The 17,910-nt window shown below is 58.8% G+C and carries 13 protein-coding genes; 11 read left to right on the forward strand and 2 right to left on the reverse strand.

Annotation, left to right across the window (positions count from 1 at the left end):
- Positions 1-48: 48 nt before the first annotated feature.
- Positions 49-852 (reverse strand): inositol-1-monophosphatase, encoded by an 804-nt coding sequence (suhB, locus tag ACLIBF_RS05770; protein WP_031376258.1) that lies wholly within the window; start codon positions 850-852, stop codon positions 49-51.
- Between the two features lie 131 nt (positions 853-983).
- On the opposite strand from suhB, the gene trmJ reads away from it, so the two are divergent.
- From trmJ to sseB, 5 genes are all read left to right on the forward strand, one after another.
- A complete protein-coding gene (gene trmJ / locus ACLIBF_RS05775) occupies positions 984-1,736 on the forward strand; it encodes a tRNA (cytosine(32)/uridine(32)-2'-O)-methyltransferase TrmJ (RefSeq protein WP_031376257.1) in 753 nt (250 codons plus the stop codon).
- Positions 1,737-1,866: 130 nt separating this feature from the next.
- Positions 1,867-2,364 (forward strand): Fe-S cluster assembly transcriptional regulator IscR, encoded by a 498-nt coding sequence (gene iscR / locus ACLIBF_RS05780; protein WP_031376256.1) that lies wholly within the window; start codon positions 1,867-1,869, stop codon positions 2,362-2,364.
- Between the two features lie 88 nt (positions 2,365-2,452).
- Positions 2,453-3,607, forward strand: a complete 1,155-nt coding sequence (locus ACLIBF_RS05785) for an IscS subfamily cysteine desulfurase (protein ID WP_159223313.1) — start codon at positions 2,453-2,455, stop codon at positions 3,605-3,607.
- A gap of 170 nt (positions 3,608-3,777) precedes the next feature.
- The gene (gene pepB / locus ACLIBF_RS05790) at positions 3,778-5,064 is read left to right on the forward strand and encodes an aminopeptidase PepB (protein WP_069728703.1); all 1,287 of its coding nucleotides are present in this window, start codon (positions 3,778-3,780) and stop codon (positions 5,062-5,064) included.
- Positions 5,065-5,111: 47 nt separating this feature from the next.
- On the forward strand, positions 5,112-5,876 hold the full coding sequence (sseB, locus tag ACLIBF_RS05795; protein ID WP_031376253.1) for an enhanced serine sensitivity protein SseB: 765 nt from the start codon (positions 5,112-5,114) through the stop codon (positions 5,874-5,876).
- A gap of 33 nt (positions 5,877-5,909) precedes the next feature.
- Here sseB and sseA read toward each other — a convergent pair whose 3' ends face one another.
- The gene (sseA, locus tag ACLIBF_RS05800; RefSeq protein ID WP_046288169.1) at positions 5,910-6,752 is read right to left on the reverse strand and encodes a 3-mercaptopyruvate sulfurtransferase; all 843 of its coding nucleotides are present in this window, start codon (positions 6,750-6,752) and stop codon (positions 5,910-5,912) included.
- 145 nt (positions 6,753-6,897) lie between these two features.
- Between sseA and ACLIBF_RS05805 the strand changes: the two genes are divergently transcribed.
- The 6 genes from ACLIBF_RS05805 (at position 6,898) to rodZ (ending at position 17,898) form a co-directional block, all read left to right on the forward strand.
- Positions 6,898-11,790 carry an alpha-2-macroglobulin family protein gene (locus tag ACLIBF_RS05805; RefSeq protein ID WP_448309474.1) on the forward strand — a complete coding sequence of 1,631 codons (4,893 nt, stop codon included), beginning with the start codon at positions 6,898-6,900 and terminating at the stop codon, positions 11,788-11,790.
- 12 nt (positions 11,791-11,802) lie between these two features.
- On the forward strand, positions 11,803-14,124 hold the full coding sequence (gene pbpC / locus ACLIBF_RS05810) for a peptidoglycan glycosyltransferase PbpC (RefSeq protein ID WP_279809781.1): 2,322 nt from the start codon (positions 11,803-11,805) through the stop codon (positions 14,122-14,124).
- 175 nt (positions 14,125-14,299) lie between these two features.
- The gene (gene ndk, locus ACLIBF_RS05815) at positions 14,300-14,731 is read left to right on the forward strand and encodes a nucleoside-diphosphate kinase (RefSeq protein ID WP_003848684.1); all 432 of its coding nucleotides are present in this window, start codon (positions 14,300-14,302) and stop codon (positions 14,729-14,731) included.
- Between the two features lie 185 nt (positions 14,732-14,916).
- Positions 14,917-16,086: a bifunctional tRNA (adenosine(37)-C2)-methyltransferase TrmG/ribosomal RNA large subunit methyltransferase RlmN gene (locus ACLIBF_RS05820; RefSeq protein ID WP_031377788.1), complete on the forward strand. Its 1,170-nt coding sequence runs from the start codon at positions 14,917-14,919 to the stop codon at positions 16,084-16,086.
- A gap of 80 nt (positions 16,087-16,166) precedes the next feature.
- Positions 16,167-16,901 carry a type IV pilus biogenesis/stability protein PilW gene (pilW, locus tag ACLIBF_RS05825; RefSeq protein ID WP_031377787.1) on the forward strand — a complete coding sequence of 245 codons (735 nt, stop codon included), beginning with the start codon at positions 16,167-16,169 and terminating at the stop codon, positions 16,899-16,901.
- Positions 16,891-17,898 carry a cytoskeleton protein RodZ gene (gene rodZ / locus ACLIBF_RS05830; protein WP_046288172.1) on the forward strand — a complete coding sequence of 336 codons (1,008 nt, stop codon included), beginning with the start codon at positions 16,891-16,893 and terminating at the stop codon, positions 17,896-17,898. Before pilW ends, rodZ begins: the two co-directional genes overlap by 11 nt.
- The last annotated feature ends 12 nt before the right edge of the window (positions 17,899-17,910 follow it).

Raw genomic sequence — 17,910 nt, forward strand, 5'->3', positions numbered from 1 at the left:
AGGCAATAAAAAAGGCGGCTGAGAAGCCGCCTTTTTCTGTGCTGTTACTTAGCGTTTTAACGCTTCGCTCAGCTCTTCACGCATGTTTGACAGCATGGCTTTCACCACGCGTGGGTTACCGGCAACGATATTACCGGAGTGCAGATAACCGTGGTTACCGGTGAAGTCAGTGACCAGACCACCCGCTTCACGTACCAGCAGTTCACCCGCCGCAAAATCCCATGGCTTCAGGCCAATCTCAAAATAACCATCAACGCGACCGGCTGCGACATAAGCCAGATCCAGCGCCGCTGAGCCGGTGCGGCGGAAGTCGGCGCACTGGGTAAACAGTTTGGTCAGGATGTTCATATAGGCGGGGGCGTGCTGTTTCAGCTTGAACGGGAAGCCGGTTGCCAGAATGGTGCCATCCAGGTCGCGAGCGATGCTGCCGCGCAGGCGGTATCCATTAAGCTGGGCGCCCTGGCCGCGTACGGCGCTGAACAGTTCATTACGCATTGGGTCGTAGACCACCGCGACTTCAGTGCGGCCTTTAATGCGCACGGCGATGGAAACAGCAAAGTGGGGCAGACGTTTGATGAAGTTGGTGGTGCCATCCAGAGGATCGATAACCCATTGAATGTCCTGATCCTCACCCGCCAGTTCACCGCTTTCTTCGGTGATGATGGTATGTTTCGGGTAAGATTTACGAATCACTTCGATAATCAGGCGTTCTGCTTCGCGATCAACATTCGTTACGAAGTCGTTGCTGCCTTTCTGGCTGGCTTCGACGGCGTCCGGGGTTTCATAATTCTTGGCAATTAAATTTCCGGCCTTGCGCGCTGCGCGCACGGCAATGTTGAGCATTGGATGCATCGGTATCTCTCGCTGGATGTTAAAGAACGGGGAAACGGCGCGGAGTATAGCAGCGTGTTCGGTAAATGTCCTGCTTTATGTTAGCATTCGCGCTACTGATTTTACTGACCCGCTGCTGAGACTCCTCAATAATGCTGCAAAATATCCGTATCGTGCTGGTTGAAACCTCTCACACCGGCAACATGGGCTCCGTCGCCCGCGCCATGAAAACCATGGGCCTGACCAACCTTTATCTGGTTAACCCGCTGGTCAAACCCGATTCACAGGCGATTTCTCTCGCCGCCGGGGCCAGTGATGTAATTGGCGACGCTAAAATCGTCGACTCGCTGGACGAAGCTATCGCCGGCTGCAGTTTAGTGGTTGGCACCAGCGCACGTTCCCGTTCACTGCCGTGGCCGATGCTTGATGCCCGCGAATGTGGCGTGAAAAGCGTGGAAGAGGGGCAGCAGGCGCCGGTGGCGCTGGTGTTTGGTCGTGAGCGCGTCGGCCTGACCAATGAAGAATTACAGAAGTGTCATTATCACGTCGCGATTCAGGCTAACCCGGAATACAGCTCGCTGAACCTGGCGATGGCGGTGCAGATCATCGCCTATGAAGTGCGGATGGCGTGGCTGCAGGCGCAGGAACAAGCCAGCCCGCAGCCGCAGTATGCTGAGTCGCCTTATCCGCTGGTGGATGACCTTGAGCGCTTCTATCAGCATATGGAACAGATGATGCTGAACAGCGGCTTTATCCGAGAAGCTAACCCGGGCCAGGTGATGAGTAAACTGCGTCGTCTTTATACCCGTGCCCGGCCGGAACGTGATGAACTCAACATTCTGCGCGGCATGCTTTCATCGTTTGAAAAGCGAAAAAACGAGAAGAAAGAAGACGATAATAGTTGAGTAAATTACCAGGTTAAATACTTGAGTGTTTTACCTGGTTAAATAGTTGACCAAATTACTCGGGAATGTCAGACTTGCCGACATCTTTTGCTAATCCTCCGATAACCGGACGCTATTGAGGTCGTACGCTATGAGACTGACATCCAAAGGACGTTATGCCGTAACTGCTATGCTGGACGTTGCCCTTCACTCCCATGAAGGCCCGGTTCCGCTGGCTGACATTTCCGAGCGTCAGGGCATCTCGCTGTCGTATCTCGAGCAGTTGTTCTCCCGCCTGCGTAAAAATGGCTTAGTTGCCAGCGTACGGGGGCCGGGCGGTGGTTATCTGTTGGGTAAAGAGTCGAATGCTATCGCGGTCGGTGAAGTGATCACCGCAGTCGATGAGTCAGTTGACGCCACCAAATGCCAGGGTAAAGAAGGCTGCCAGGGCGGCGAGCGCTGCCTGACTCACGTTCTGTGGCGCGATCTGAGCGTGCGCATCAGTGACTTCCTGAACAATATTACGCTGGCTGAGCTGGTGAATAATCAGGAGATCCTCGACGTGGCCGATCGTCAGAACGCCAATGACAATCGTCGCTTCCAGAGCCCACGCGCTCAGGAAATCAACGTCAATCTGCGCGCCTCGTAATCCCCACTGTTGCGGCCCTAACTGCTAACGCGGGCAGGGCCGAATCTGCTATAAAGACGTATGATTTTTTATACGGAGCTGTAGCGCAATGAAATTACCGATTTACCTGGATTATGCCGCCACCACGCCGGCCGATCCGCGTGTAGCCAGCAAAATGATGCAGTTTCTGACGCTGGATGGCACGTTCGGTAATCCGGCCTCCCGTTCTCACCGTTTTGGCTGGCAATCTGAAGAAGCGGTCGATGTGGCGCGCAATCAGGTGGCCGAACTGGTTAATGCCGATCCACGCGAAATCGTGTTTACCTCTGGCGCCACCGAATCTGACAATCTTGCGATTAAAGGCGCAGCCCACGCCCATCAGGCGCGCGGCAAACATATCATTACCAGCCAGACTGAACACAAAGCGGTACTCGACAGTTGCCAGCAGCTGGAGCGTGAAGGCTTTGATGTCACCTACCTGAAACCGGCCGCCAACGGCATTATCAGCCCTGAAATGCTGCGTGACGCCCTGCGCGACGATACTATTTTAGTCTCGATCATGCACGTCAATAATGAAATCGGCGTGATTCAGGATATCGCTGCGTTTGGTGAGCTGTGCCGTGAACGCGACATTCTGTTTCACGTTGATGCGACCCAGAGCGTTGGCAAACTGCCGATCGATCTCAGCGTGTTGCCGGTCGATTTGATGTCATTTTCCGCCCACAAACTCTATGGCCCGAAAGGGATCGGCGCACTCTATGTCCGTCGTAAACCACGGGTGCTGATCGCTGCCCAGATCCATGGCGGTGGACACGAGCGTGGCATGCGTTCCGGCACGCTGCCGGTTCACCAGATTGTCGGGATGGGCGAGGCCTATCGCATTGCGGCGGAAGAGCGTGAGACCGAGATGGCGCGCCTGCAACGCCTGCGCGACCGGCTGTGGCACGGCATCAGTACGCTGCCGGACGTCACGCTGAACGGTGACCTGCAACACAGCGCCGCTAACATTCTTAACCTCAGTTTTGCCAACGTTGAGGGCGAATCGCTGATCATGGCGCTAAAAGACCTGGCGCTCTCCTCCGGTTCTGCCTGTACCTCTGCCAGTCTGGAGCCCTCCTATGTCCTGCGGGCTTTGGGTGTCGGCGAAGAGCTGGCGCACAGTTCGCTGCGATTTTCGCTTGGTCGCTTTACCACCGAAGAAGAGATCGATTACGCCATCGCGCTGGTGCAGAAATCAGTGACGCGTCTGCGTGCCTTAATGTAATCGGCCGGATACCCGGCCAGATTCTGGAAACCGCGCCATAATATGCGCAAGGCTGGCATCCTCTGAAAGAATCTGTTATCAGGTCTGTCCACGCATTGTATTTAACATCTTATTAAAGCCACTTTAACAATCAGGCTGGATGAAACGAATAACGTCTATGGAGCTTCGCGATGACCACACAACCGATGAACATCACTCTTAGCAGCCAGCCCGCCGATGCGCGCTGGGGCGAAAAAGCCATTCTGAGCAGCAACGACAGCGGCATGACGCTGCACCTGACCGGCGCGGATGCGCTGATGACCATTCAGCGTGCCGGTCGCAAACTGGATAGCCAGGGGATCCGCCATGTGGCGCTGACCGGCGAAGGCTGGCACCTTGAACAATGCTGGGCGTTCTGGCAGGGCTACCGCGGTCCGAAAGGGCAGCGTCAGGTTGACTGGCCGACGCTGGGCGAGCACGAGCAGGCAGAATTTGATCGCCGGCTGAAAATTATCGACTGGGTACGCAACACCATCAACCTGCCAGCCGAAGAGCTGGGACCGGAGCAGCTGGCGCACACCGCCATCGATCTGATCAGTGAAGTGGGCGGCAGTGCTGTCAGCTATCGCATCACCAAAGGTGACGATCTGCGGGTGCAGGGCTACATGGGCCTGCATACGGTAGGACGCGGCTCCAGCCGTCCGCCGGTGCTGCTGGCGCTCGACTTCAATCCGACCGGTGACGACAACGCGCCGGTGTACGCCTGTCTGGTCGGCAAAGGCATTACCTTCGACACCGGCGGCTACAGCATGAAGCAGAGCAGCTTCATGGACTCAATGAAGTCTGACATGGGCGGCGCGGCCACCGTGACGGGCGCGCTGGCGATGGCGATTGCCCGCGGTCTCAACAAACGCGTGAAGCTTTACCTCTGCTGCGCCGACAATATGGTCAGCAGCAACGCCTTTAAACTGGGCGATATCATTCGCTATCGCAATGGCAAATCGGTGGAAGTGATGAACACCGACGCCGAAGGTCGACTGGTGCTGGCTGATGGCTTAATCGACGCCAGCGAGCAGCAACCGACGCTGCTGATCGATGCTGCCACCCTGACCGGCGCAGCCAAAACCGCGCTGGGCAATGATTACCACGCACTGTTCACCTTTGATGAGGTACTGGCGCAGTCGCTGATGGGCAGCGCAGTCAGCGAGAACGAGCCGTTCTGGCGTCTGCCGCTGGCCGAGTTCCATCGCAGCCATCTGCCGTCTAACTTTGCCGATCTCAATAACATTGCCAGTCCGGCGCATGCGGCCGGTGCCAGCAGCGCGGCGGCGTTCCTCTCTTATTTCGTCAGCAACTACCAGCAGGGCTGGCTGCATATCGACTGTTCTGCGACCTACCGCAAAAGCGCGGTCGATCAGTGGGCTGCCGGTGCTACCGGCCTCGGCGTGCGGACGCTGGCTAACCTGTTACTGAAATAAGTGCTATTCAGCGGTGGCGGGTGCTGCCGCGTATTTAGAGAGTGAATATGAACCGTCTTGAAGAGGTGCTGAAGCTGGCCGCTACCGAGCCCGCTCACCGGCCCGAATTTTTTCAACTGCTGCTGGAATCAGACGTCTGGGTGCCGGGCGAAAGCACGGCACAGCAACTTGATGCCAGTACGCCGGTGGATCTGCAGCACTGGGAAAAAGAGGATGGCAGCAGCATCATTCCGTTTTTCAGTTCAGAACAGGCGATGAGTGACGCGGTCAGCAGCGAGCAGGCTTATCTGCGTCTGCCGGTGCGCACGCTGTTTGAAATGACCCGCGGCGAAACGCTGTTTCTCAATCCTAAATTACCGACCGGCAAAGAGTTCTCGCCTGCCGAAATCACTCATCTGCTGGCGGAAGAGGGCAGCGCCCTGAGTCAGCAAACGGTGCTGGAAGGCGGGCAGTCGCTGCTGTTATCTGAAGTGGCGGAACCGCCAGCGCAGATGGTTGATTCGCTGACCCAGCTATTCAGCAAATATAAACAGGTGCGCCGCGCGTTTATCGCCAGCATCCGTGAACGGGCCGATGAAGCGCCGAATCTGCTGATTGGTATTGAAGCGGACAGCGATATTGAAGCGATTATTCAGGCGGCGGGCAGCGTGGCGATGGATACGCTGCCGGACGATGCGCCGGTCGACTTATGCGAAGTGACGGTGGAGGATCGTGGCATCAGCCATTTCTTCACCGCACATATTACCCCGTTCTATGAACGTCGCTGGGGCAGTTTCCTGCGCGACTTCAAAGGCAGCGAACGCATCATCTGATGAAAAAAGAGCGGCGCAGTGGCCGCTCTTTTTTTATTTCGCAATCGGCAGATCGTCGCGGCTACCCCATTCGCTCCACGAACCGTCGTAGATGGCGGTCTGACGTGCGCCCAGCGCGGTCAGCGCCAGAATCACCACGGCTGCAGTAACGCCCGAACCACAGCTGGCCACCACCGGTTTGTCCAGTTCAACCCCGGCACGGGCAAACAGATCGCGCAGTTCAGCCAGCGGTTTCAGTTCGCCATTCACCACCAGGCTATTCCATGGCACGTTCAGGCTATTTGGAACGTGGCCGCGCAGCAGACCAGGACGCGGTTCATCCACTTCGGCGTTAAAACGGTTCGCCGCGCGCGCATCCACCAGCTGTGCGCCGCCTTCATGACTGATCAGCAGCACGTCATTGAGCCGACGGACCTGGCTTTCATCATAGCTGGCCTCAAACTCACCTTCCGCCAGTGACACCGGGCCGCTCTCAAGGGCAAAACCGGCCGCTTTCCAGCCCTGCAGGCCGCCAGCCAGAATCGACACCTGGGCAGCGCCATACAGGCGCAGCATCCACCAGGCGCGTGGGGCCGAGAACAGATTCCCCTCGTCATAGACCACCAGATGTTTGTCGCTGCTGATACCCAGTTCACGCATCGCCACGGCAAAACGCTCGGGGCGCGACAGCATGTGCGGGTAAGGGCTGGTGTGATCCGACAGTTCTTCAATATTGAAAAACGGTGCATCAGGCAGATGGCCAGCCAGATATTCGGCATTCACATCCCGGACCGCTTCCTGACCAGGCGGCAGCATCCGGCTATCCAGCACCTGCAGGTTCTCATCATGATAGTGTTCCTGTAACCAGTCGGCGGACACAAACAGTGGCGTCGTCATAACAACCTCATCTCAGTTATCTGTGCTGTCAGTGTCGGGCAATGCGGGCGCCATCTCAAGAGAAGCGTTGATTAAATGCGAGCATTGAGATGAAATTGCGCAGCGTTATAAAACAACTCCCCTGGGGCCCGGTGAAGGATTTACCATGAAAAAACGCATTAACCGACTGCTGATCGGCCTGCTGATCGGCGGCTCGCTGCTGGCGACGGCAGCCGTGCCGGTTTTCACTGTCAGCGCAGCGGAAACGACTGCCACGCAGGTCAGCAAACCGCTGACTCTCCTCGACCTCTCTGAGCTTCAGCTTGATGGCGCCGCCGCGCTGGTCTTAACCTTTAATCAGCCGCTGGATGATAAACAGGATCTGACGCAAAAAGTCAGGCTGACCGACGATAAACTGGGTCAGGTTGACGGTGGCTGGGAGCTGTCTGACAACCGCAAAGCGCTGCGCTTTCGCCATCCCCAGCCGTCGCGTCAGTTTACCGTTACGGTAGAAGCGGGATTGCGTGCGGCCAGCGGAGAGACGCTGGCGGCCGGCTTCAGCAAAAAAATCACTACCCGTGATATCGAACCGATGGTCGGTTTTGCCAGCCGTGGCTCGCTGCTGCCGCTGCGTCTCACTCAGGGGTTACCGGTGCTGGCGCTGAATATCGACCAGGTGGATGTGGATTTTTTCCGGATAAAAAATGCCGGTCTGGCGGCGTTTCTTGCCGAATGGAATGACGGCAATAACCTCTCAAGCTGGCAATCTCAGTCGTTACTGAAAAGCAGTCAGCTGGTTTATAGCGGACGTTTTGAACTCAACCCGGCACGTAATACCCGTGAAAAGCTGCAGTTGCCGCTACAGGATATTACCCCGCTGCAGCAGCCGGGCGTCTATCTGGCGGTGATGAAACAGGCGGGCACCTATCACTACAGCATGCCTGCCACGCTGTTTACCCTGAGCGATATTGGACTGTCACTGCATCGCTTTCCCACGCAGCTTGAACTGTTCGCCCAGAGCCTGGAAAACGGCAAGCCGCTTGCTGACGTCAGCGTCAGGCTGCTGAACGAAAAAGGCCAGGTACTGCAAAGCGGCACCAGCGACAGCAACGGGCATCTGCGCCTGAAGGCGGATGAGAAGGGTCGGTTACTGCTGGCGATGCAGGGCGAGCAGACCTCGCTGATCGATCTGGCGCGTCCGGCACTGGATCTGGCCGAGTTTCCGGTGACCGGGCCGCAGGGCTATGACAAACAGCTGTTTGTGTTTGGTCCACGGGATATCTATCGCCCGGGCGAAACGGTGATCGTCAATGCGCTATTACGGGATGCCGACGGCAAACCGCTGCCGGCCCAGCCGGTGAAAGCCGAGCTGGTCCAGCCCGATGGTCAGGTGATGCGTACCTTTGTCTGGCAGCCGCAGGACGGTTTTTATCAGCAGCGGTTCACGCTGCCCGACGCGTCGATGACCGGTGACTGGCAGCTGCGGCTGAATACCGGTGACAACCTGAAGCGGCAATGGACGTTCCACGTCGAGGATTTTCTGCCGGAACGCATGGCGTTGACCCTGAAAACCGATCCTCAGCCGCAACCTGCCGATGCTGATATCGCCTTCGATATTGAGGGCCGTTACCTGTATGGCGCCCCGGCAGCCGGTAACGCGTTGCAGGGTGAGCTTTATCTGCGCCCGGCGCGGGAGGCGGTCGCTGCTCTGCCGGGTTACCAGTTTGGTGATATCACCGAGCAGGGCCTCAGGCGCACGCTGGATGAAGTCGATCTGAAGCTGGATGCCAACGGCAAGGCCCGGCTCACGGTCGATAATCAGTGGGATCAATTGCATTCACCGCTCAATCTGATTCTGCAGGCCAGCCTGCTGGAAACCGGTGGGCGGCCGGTTACCCGCCGTGCCACGACCGCCATCTGGCCAGCCGAGGCACTGCCCGGTATTCGTCCGCTGTTTGCCAGTAAAGCGGTGTATGACTACCGCAGTGACAGCTATCACGACGAGCCTACCGTGCCGGAAAACAGCCTGGCAGAGTTTGACCTCGTTTATGCCAACAGCCAGGGCGTAAAGCTGGCGGCTGACAAACTGGTGGTGCGATTAATCCGCGAACGGCGCGATTACTACTGGAGCTTTTCTGACAGCGAAGGCTGGCAGTCGCGTTACGATGCCAAAGACCTGCAGGAAGATGAACGCGTGATCACTCTGCCGGCGGGCGGCAGCAGCAAGGTGGGCTTCCCGGTCGAGTGGGGCAGTTACCGGCTTGAGGTGCAGGCGGGCGAAAAGATCGTCAGCAGCGTACGTTTTCAGGCGGGTTATGACTGGCAGGATAATACCAATGGCACCGGGGCACTGCGCCCGGATCAGGTAAAACTGAAGCTGGATAAAGCGGCGTATCAGCCTGGCGAAACGGTGCATCTGCAGGTGGAGTCTCCGACAGCCGGTAAAGGCTATCTGATGGTGGAGTCGAGCAGCGGTACGCTGTGGTGGCAGCCGTTAACCGTGCCACAGGGTGGCACCCAGGTTGACGTGCCGATTGCCGACAGCTGGCAGCGTCACGATCTCTACTTTAGTGCCATCGTGGTGCGCGACGGCGATAAGGTCAGCGGGGCGACGCCAAAACGCGCGGTCGGACTGCTGCATCTGCCAATGGCGACCGAGGCGCGGCGACTCAATCTGACGCTGGATACGTCCGCCACCCTCCGGCCTGAGCAGAACCTGACGGTGAAAGTGCAGGCCAGCCGCGATGGCGGCCCCCTGCCTGAGAAGGTGCAGGTGCTGCTGTCGGCGGTCGACAGTGGCGTGCTGAGCGTGACCGATTACCAGACGCCCGACCCGTGGCAGGCGTTTTTCGGTCGTAAACGCTATAACGTCGATCAGTATGACGTGTTCGGCCAGCTGATTGAGGGCGGGGGGCGACTGGCGACGCTGCGCTTTGGCGGTGATGGCGAAGATCCTTCCAATACGCGCGGTGGTAAAAAGCCGGTTACCCACGTCAATATTGTGGCGCAGCAATTACAGGTTGTGACGCTGGATAAAGAGGGCAAAGGTACCCTTACGCTGCCGATCCCGGCGTTTAACGGTGAGCTGCGACTAATGGCGCAGGCCTGGAGTGACGACAGCTTCGGCGTTGCAGAGCGCAAAGTGGTGGTGGCAGCGCCGCTGGTCAGTGAACTGGCGACACCGCGCTTTCTTGCCAGCGGCGACCAGGCCTCCCTGGCGCTGGACGTTACCAACCTGACCGATCTGCCACAGACTCTGAAAGTGGATGTGGCAGCCAGTGGCCTGATCGGACTGACGGGGGCCGCCAGTCAGACTATCAGTCTGGCAAAAGGCGCTCGCACTACCCTGCAGATACCGGTGACGGCGAAAAACGGTTTTGGCGACGGTGAGGTCGCGGTGCAGATCAGCGGACTGAATCTGCCTAGCGAGCAGCTACGGCCCAGCAAACAGCAGTGGAAGATCGGCGTCAGGCCGCCTTATCCTGCCCAGACCCTCAATTTTGATGCGGTGATTACCCCCGATCGGCCGTGGCAGGTGGCGGCCGCGGCGTTTACCGGTCTCGACAGCCAGACGCTGACCGGGCAACTGACGCTGAGTAATCGGCCGCCGTTAAATCTCGCCAGCTATATCAGCGCGCTGTATGCCTATCCTTACGGTTGTCTGGAGCAGACCGCCAGCGGCCTGTGGCCTTCGCTCTACACCAGCCAGGCGCAGCTCAGTGCGATGGGAATTAAAACCAGCACTGATGAGGCGCGGCGGGCGGCGGTGGATACCGGCATCGCCCGGCTGGCAGGCATGCAGCGCGCGGACGGCAGCTTCGGTTTATGGGGTAAACAGAGCGAAGAGGAGTTCTGGTTAACCGCTTACGTGACCGATTTTCTGCTGCGTGCCAGCGAGGCGGGTTATGCGTTGCCTGACGACCTGATCGCCCGTGCCAATGCCCGGCTGCTGCGCTACTTACAGGACCCGGCGCAGATCACTGCCAGCGGCAGTAACCAGCCTGACGCATTGCGCTTCAGCGTGCAGGCCTACGCCGGCCTGGTACTGGCGCGGCAGCAGCGCGCGCCGCTGGGTGCCCTGCGAGCGCTGTATGAAAAGCGTGATCAGAGCCGATCGGGGCTGGCGCTGATGCAGCTCGGGGTGGCGCTGAAGCTGATGGGGGATGCGCAGCGGTCGCAGCTGGCGGTCGCGCAGGCTGCCAGCCTGACGCGCCCTGACGATAGCTGGATTGGGGACTACGGCAGCACGGTACGCGATCAGGGCATGATGATTGCGCTGTTAGCGGAAAACCAGCTGCAACCGGATCTGCAAAACAGCCTGCTGCTGTCGCTGTCGAAAGAGCTTAATGGTAAACGCGGGTTCTCGACGCAGGAGAATAACGCGCTCTATCTGGCTGCGCGCACCTTGCAAACGGCTCAGGGCCAGAGCTGGCAGGCGAACATCGTGGGCAAGCCGCAACCGGTAACCGGCCATGCGCCGTTAAACAGCGGACTGGATGCTCAGCAGCTGACGCAGGGCGTGACGATAAGTAATCCGGGCCCGGCGGCCCTGTATGGCAACCTGAACGTGGTGGGGTATCCGCTGAGCCCGCCAGCGCCGGTCAGTCAGCAGCTGGCGATCAAACGGGAGTACTTCACCCTCGACGGCAAAGCTGCCGATCTCAGCCAGCTGCGCAGCGGCGAGCTGCTGGTGGTACGTCTGACCGTTTCAGCCAGACGTGACATCAGCGATGCGCTGGTGGTGGATTTACTGCCTGCCGGACTGGAGCTGGAAAATCAGAATCTGGCCGACAGCAGCGCCAGCCTGGGTGACAGCGCGGATGCGTTAAAAGAGAGCATGATGGATATGCAGCAGGTTAACCTCCGGCATATTGAGTTCCGTGACGATCGCTTTGTCGCTGCGCTGGCCGTTGATAGCTATCGTCCTGCGACGCTGATCTATCTGGCGCGGGCCGTCACGCCAGGCACTTACCGGATGCCACCGCCGCAGGTGGAATCGATGTATGTTCCTGAGTGGCACGCCATCGGCAGTACGCCGCCGCCGATGAATGTCCGGTAAGCGGATGGCAGGGTGTTGAACATCCGAACGGCTAAAAAGCGGTGGCTGGCGCTGCCGCTTTTTTTACTGATGTTGCTGCTGGCTCTGTGGGGGCTGGATCGGCTCTCTCCGTTACCGCTTAAGCAACCACAGCCAGCGCGCGTGGTGGTGGCCGCCGACGGTACGCCGCTGTGGCGCTTCGCCGATCGTCAGGGGATCTGGCGCTATCCGGTCACGCCAGAAGAGGTTTCGCCCGCTTACCTGCAGGCATTACTGACTTACGAAGATCGCTGGTTCTGGTATCACCCTGGCGTCAATCCGCTGGCCCTGCTGCGCGCCGCCTGGCAGGATCTGCGGCACCGTAGCGTGATTTCCGGTGGCAGCACCTTAACTATGCAGGTGGCACGGCTTATTGACCCCCAGCCGCGGACGCTAAAGGGCAAGCTGATTCAGGCCTGGCGTGCGCTGCAGCTGGAGTGGCACCTTTCCAAACGCGATATCCTGACTCTCTACCTCAACCGGGCACCGTTTGGCGGCACGCTGGAAGGCGTCGGCGCCGCAAGCTGGAGCTGGCTGGGCAAATCGCCCGCTGAGCTGACCCGCGGCGAGGCCGCCTTGCTGGCGGTGTTGCCACAGGCTCCCAGCCGGTTACGGCCGGATCGCTGGCCGGCGCGGGCCGAAGCCGCCCGCAACAAAGTGCTGGATCGGCTGGCGCAGTACCGCGTCTGGTCGCCTCAGCAGGTGGCTGAAATCCGACAGGAGCCGGTCTGGCTTCCGCCGAGACAGATGCCACAGATGGCGCCCTTACTGGCCCGGCGTCTGCTGTCGATCAGCGACCGTGAAAAGATTGTCTCGACCCTCGATCCGTCGTTGCAGCGTCAGCTGGAAAGCATGGCGCTGAACATTAAAAGCCAGCTTCCACCGCGCACCTCGCTGGCGGTGCTGGTAGTCGATCACACCACCATGGCGGTACAGGGATATGTCGGTTCCGCCGACTTTGGCGATGACAGCCGCTTTGGTCAGGTGGATATGATCGCCAGCGTGCGGTCGCCCGGCTCGGTGTTAAAACCCTTTGTCTATGGCATGGCGCTCGATGATGGCCTGATCCATGCAGAATCACTGTTGCAGGATGTACCGCGTCGCGTCGGCGACTACCGGCCGGGGAATTTCGACAGCGGTTTTCATGGCCCGGTCAGCGCCAGCGAGGCGTTAGTGCGCTCACTTAACCTGCCTGCCGTTCAGCTACTGGAGGCGCTGGGACCCAAAAATGTGGCGGCCCGTCTGCGTAATGTCGGGCTCAATTTACGTTTTCCAGCCGGTTCGGGGCCTAATCTGTCGCTGATCCTCGGGGGCACCGGGGCGAGAATGGACGAAGTGGTAGCGGCTTACAGTGCCTTTGCCCGTCACGGCAACGCCGGTCAGCTGCGCTGGATGCTCGATCAGCCGTTGCAGCAGCGACCGCTACTGTCGCCTGGCGCGGCATGGATTATCCGCCGCATTCTGGCAGGCGAGGCGCAGCCAGCGGCTAACGGCAGCGAACCGGCGGTGGTTCCGCTGGCGTGGAAAACCGGCACCAGCTACGGCTACCGCGATGCCTGGGCGGTTGCAGTGAATCCGCGCTACCTGATTGGCGTCTGGGTCGGACGACCGGATGCGACGCCGGTGGCCGGTCAGTCAGGCGTGGCCTCGGCGGTACCGGTGATGAATCAGATTAACAGCATCCTGATGAGCCGCTTAGCCGGGCAGGAATGGCCTGCCGATCCGCGTTCAGCCTCGGTAACGGTTGCCGCTATCTGCTGGCCTGGCGGCCAGCCACTGCCGGTGGGCGATCAGAATTGCCGGCAGCGGCGGCAGAGCTGGGTGCTCAACGACACGCTGCCGCCCACGCTGCTGGCCGCCGGGCAGGAGAGCCTCAGCGGCTTGCGGTTACGCTACTGGCAAAACGACCGGGGATTGCGGGTGGCGGCGGATTGCCCACAGGCCAGCAGCCGTGAACGCCTGATGTGGCCGCTGCCGCTGGAGGCCTGGCTGCCGCCGCAGGAACGACGGGCGCAGCGCTTACCGCCAATCGATCCGCACTGTCCGCCGTTGGAGCAGGGCAGCAGCGCACCGCTGATCGTTACCGGCGTGATTGACGGACAGCGGGTGCAGCCGCTGCCGGGCAATCCGGTCCTGGTACTGCCGGTGGCGGTGCAGGGTGGACAAGGCACCGCGCGCTGGTGGTTTCTCAACGGTCAGCCACAGCCAGGCCAGAACGGCACACTGTCGCTGCATCTCGATCGTCCGGGCGACTATCAGCTGGTGGTGATGGATGAAGCGGGTCAACTGGCCACCGTCACCTTCAGCCGCCTGTGATGCTTTTTTACGCTAAATCAGAGTTGCGCCCGCTTTGCTTCGATTCAGATCAAGATTTTTCAATAAATTGCGGATCTCTGATAGGCAACGCCAGGCTCTGCCCCTATAATCGGCGCCGTTTCTTAGCCGGGGCGTGCGCCCCCGGTTTCTTCAGGTCGTCAAGACAGAGGTCATCATGGCAATCGAACGTACTTTTTCTATCATCAAGCCAAACGCCGTCGCTAAAAACGTGATCGGTGCCATCTACAACCGTTTTGAAAGCGCAGGCTTCAAAATCGTTGGCGCAAAAATGCTGCAGCTGAGCAAAGAGCAGGCTGAAGGTTTCTACGCTGAACATCAGGGCAAGCCATTCTTCGACGGTCTGGTTGAATTCATGACCTCTGGTCCGGTAGTGGTTTCTGTACTGGAAGGCGAAAACGCCGTTCAGCGTCACCGTGACCTGATGGGTGCGACTAACCCGGCAAACGCACTGGCCGGCACCCTGCGTGCTGACTACGCTGACAGCTTCACCGAGAACGCGACCCACGGTTCAGATTCTGCAGAATCTGCTGCCCGTGAAATCGCCTACTTCTTCGGCGAAAACGAAATCTGCCCGCGTACCCGTTAATCGCCTGGCGATAAACCACCGGCTGGCTTTACAAAAATCTGCCTGAGGGAGGCGACTCCCGCCTGTTATCAGGCCGCAGATGTTGTACAATATTGCGCCTTCATTAACTCCGCTTGATGAAGGCGCATTTTTTTACCTATTCATGAACAGCGCCATAACGTGTAACAACGAGGCCAGAGAACATTATGTCCGAACAGATTGTGACGTCCGCGTCCGCATCCCCGATTGTTGTTTCCCCCAAGAGCCAAAAAATTAACCTGCTGGATCTCAACCGTCAGCAGATGCGCGAATTCTTCCTGTCGCTCGGCGAAAAGCCGTTCCGCGCTGACCAGGTCATGAAGTGGATCTATCACTACTGCTGCGATGACTTCGAGCAGATGACCGACATCAACAAAAAGCTGCGTACCCGGCTGATGGAGCTGACGGAAATCCGCGCCCCGGAAGTGGCGGAAGAGATGCGCTCCACCGATGGCACCATTAAATGGGCGATCCGCGTTGGCGATCAGCTGGTGGAAACCGTCTACATCCCGGAAGGCGACCGCGCCACGCTGTGCGTCTCTTCACAGGTGGGCTGTGCGCTGGAGTGTAAATTCTGTTCGACCGCTCAGCAGGGCTTTAACCGTAACCTGCGGGTTTCAGAAATTATTGGTCAGGTATGGCGCGCGGCGAAAATTGTCGGCGCGGCCAAAATCACCGGCCAGCGTCCCATCACCAACGTGGTGATGATGGGCATGGGTGAGCCACTGCTCAACCTCAATAACGTGGTGCCCGCCATGGAGATCATGCTGGATGACTTCGGTTTCGGTTTATCGAAGCGTCGTGTGACCCTTTCGACCTCTGGCGTCGTGCCTGCGCTCGACAAACTGGGCGATATGATTGACGTCGCGCTGGCGATCTCGCTGCACGCGCCGAACGACAAGTTGCGTGACGACATCGTCCCGATCAACAAAAAATACAATATCGAAACCTTCCTGGCGGCGGTGAAACGCTACATTGGTAAGTCGAATGCCAACCAGGGTCGCGTCACCATCGAGTACGTGTTGCTGGATCATGTCAATGACAGCACTGACGATGCGCATGAGCTTGCCGCATTGCTGAAAGATACGCCGTGCAAAATCAACCTGATTCCGTGGAACCCCTTCCCGGGCGCACCGTACGGCCGCAGCTCTAACAGCCGCATCGATCGCTTCTCTAAAGTGCTGATGGACTACGGTTTCACCACTATCGTGCGTAAAACCCGTGGCGACGATATTGATGCCGCCTGCGGTCAGCTGGCAGGTGAAGTTATCGACCGTACCAAACGTACCCTGCGCAAAAAGATGGCCGGTGAAGCGATATCTGTGAAAGCGCTCTGAAAGGCTGACCGTTAACGTTTCCTGAGGGTGACGCGCGTGGCAGGCTGTACGCTGCTAACGTCAACCGGATGGAAACGATGATGAGTAAGGGATTACCGGGGATTTTACTGGCCCTGTTTGTTGTAAGCGGGTGTGTCAGCCAGACGCAGTCACCCGGCGCGTCGGAACTGCGTCTACAGTTAGGGATGCACTATCTGGCGGGCGGCGATGAGGCGGCAGCAGAGCGCAATTTCCTGCGGGCGCAGGCGGCGGCACCGGATGATTATCGGGTCTCGCTGGCACTGGCCCGACTGGCACAGAAGCGGGGTAACCGCGCGGCAGCGCGGGCCCACTATCAACTGGCGCAGCAGCAGGCGCCGTTGAATGGTTTTGTCGCTAACAATTACGGTGCGTTTCTTTGCGCTTTAAGGCAGTATGGCGAAGCGCATCAACAGTTTAGTCGGGCAGGTGATGCGCAGCAGATTGACGCCCGGATCGATGCGCTTGAACTGGCGGGATTTTGTTATCTGCAGGCAGGCGATTTTGCCGCCGCGCGCCGTGAATTGCGGCAGGCCATTGAGACGGACGATCGCAAAGCCGGGGCAGTGCTGGCTGAAGCTGAAAAGCTGATGGCCGATAATCAACTGGCTAACGCGCAGATTTTGCTCGATATATACCAGCAACAGCGGCCCGAAACGGCACGCAGTCTGGCGTTACACTTACGTTTCGCCGCGCTACAGGGAAATGCCGCTGACGTTTCACGTTATGGCGACCGGTTAGCGCGACGTTTTCCGCAATCGATACAGTACCAGCGTTATTTAGCTAATGAATACTGAAGCCACTCAAGAGAATTCTGCAGTACATTCAACAGGTGAACGCCTGCGTCTGGCCCGTGAGCAGCTGGGACTGACGCAGCAGAACGTCGCTGAACGCCTGTGTCTGAAACTTTCTACCGTGCGTGACATTGAAGAAGACAAATCGCCTGCTGATTTGGCCTCTACTTTCCTGCGCGGCTACATTCGCTCCTACGCGCGACTGGTGCATATTCCTGAAGAGGAATTGCTGCCAATGATGGCGAAACAGACGCCGGTTCGTGCTGCAAAAATCGAACCGATGCAAAGTTTCTCGCTGGGTAAGCGCCGCAAAAAGCGTGACGGCTGGTTGATGATTTTCACCTGGCTGGTGCTGTTTGTGGTGGTCGGTCTGACGGGTGCCTGGTGGTGGCAGAATCACAAAGCCTCGCAGGACGATCTGGTGTCGATGGCCGATCAGAATGGCAGCAGCGGTGACGGTCAGTCTATTCCGCTGGGGGAGTCGAGCGGTGACAGCACCGCCCCGGCTGCGCCGGATGAAAGCAACACCCCGCCAGCAGCAGATAACAGCGCTGCCGGCACCAGCACGCCAGCCACGACGGCCCCGGCCGCCAGTGCCAGCAATACCGCGCCTGCTGCTCAGTCAGACAACACCAGTAATGCGGTGGTATCGCCCAGCCAGGCACCGGTAGACACCAGCGCGGCCGCTCCGGCGGCCAGCACCGCACCGCAGATGCCGGTCGGCGCAGCAGCGGTCAGTGAACCCGCTGGCGATCCAAACGCGGTGGTGATGACCTTTAATGCCGACTGCTGGCTGGAAGTTAGCGATGCAACCGGTAAAAAACTGTTCAGCGGCTTGCAGCGCAGCGGTGGTAAACTCAGTCTCGCAGGAACCGCTCCGTATCGTCTGAAAATTGGCGCTCCTTCCGCGGTTCAGGTGCAATATCAGAATCAGCCCGTTGATTTAAGTCGTTTTATCCGTAATAACCAGGTTGCTCGCCTGACGTTGGGTGCGCAATAACAGCGTATCGCG

The organism is Pantoea sp. PGP6 (genome assembly GCF_053474785.1).

Excerpts from the sequence above, each read along its gene's own strand:
- suhB (WP_031376258.1), bottom strand. The coding sequence starts at position 852 with ATGCATCCAATGCTCAACATTGCCGTGCGCGCAGCGCGCAAGGCCGGA.
- trmJ (WP_031376257.1), top strand. The coding sequence starts at position 984 with ATGCTGCAAAATATCCGTATCGTGCTGGTTGAAACCTCTCACACCGGC.
- iscR (WP_031376256.1), top strand. The coding sequence starts at position 1,867 with ATGAGACTGACATCCAAAGGACGTTATGCCGTAACTGCTATGCTGGAC.
- ACLIBF_RS05785 (WP_159223313.1), top strand. The coding sequence starts at position 2,453 with ATGAAATTACCGATTTACCTGGATTATGCCGCCACCACGCCGGCCGAT.
- pepB (WP_069728703.1), top strand. The coding sequence starts at position 3,778 with ATGACCACACAACCGATGAACATCACTCTTAGCAGCCAGCCCGCCGAT.
- sseB (WP_031376253.1), top strand. The coding sequence starts at position 5,112 with ATGAACCGTCTTGAAGAGGTGCTGAAGCTGGCCGCTACCGAGCCCGCT.
- sseA (WP_046288169.1), bottom strand. The coding sequence starts at position 6,752 with ATGACGACGCCACTGTTTGTGTCCGCCGACTGGTTACAGGAACACTAT.
- ACLIBF_RS05805 (WP_448309474.1), top strand. The coding sequence starts at position 6,898 with ATGAAAAAACGCATTAACCGACTGCTGATCGGCCTGCTGATCGGCGGC.
- ndk (WP_003848684.1), top strand. The coding sequence starts at position 14,300 with ATGGCAATCGAACGTACTTTTTCTATCATCAAGCCAAACGCCGTCGCT.
- ACLIBF_RS05820 (WP_031377788.1), top strand. The coding sequence starts at position 14,917 with ATGTCCGAACAGATTGTGACGTCCGCGTCCGCATCCCCGATTGTTGTT.
- pilW (WP_031377787.1), top strand. The coding sequence starts at position 16,167 with ATGAGTAAGGGATTACCGGGGATTTTACTGGCCCTGTTTGTTGTAAGC.
- rodZ (WP_046288172.1), top strand. The coding sequence starts at position 16,891 with ATGAATACTGAAGCCACTCAAGAGAATTCTGCAGTACATTCAACAGGT.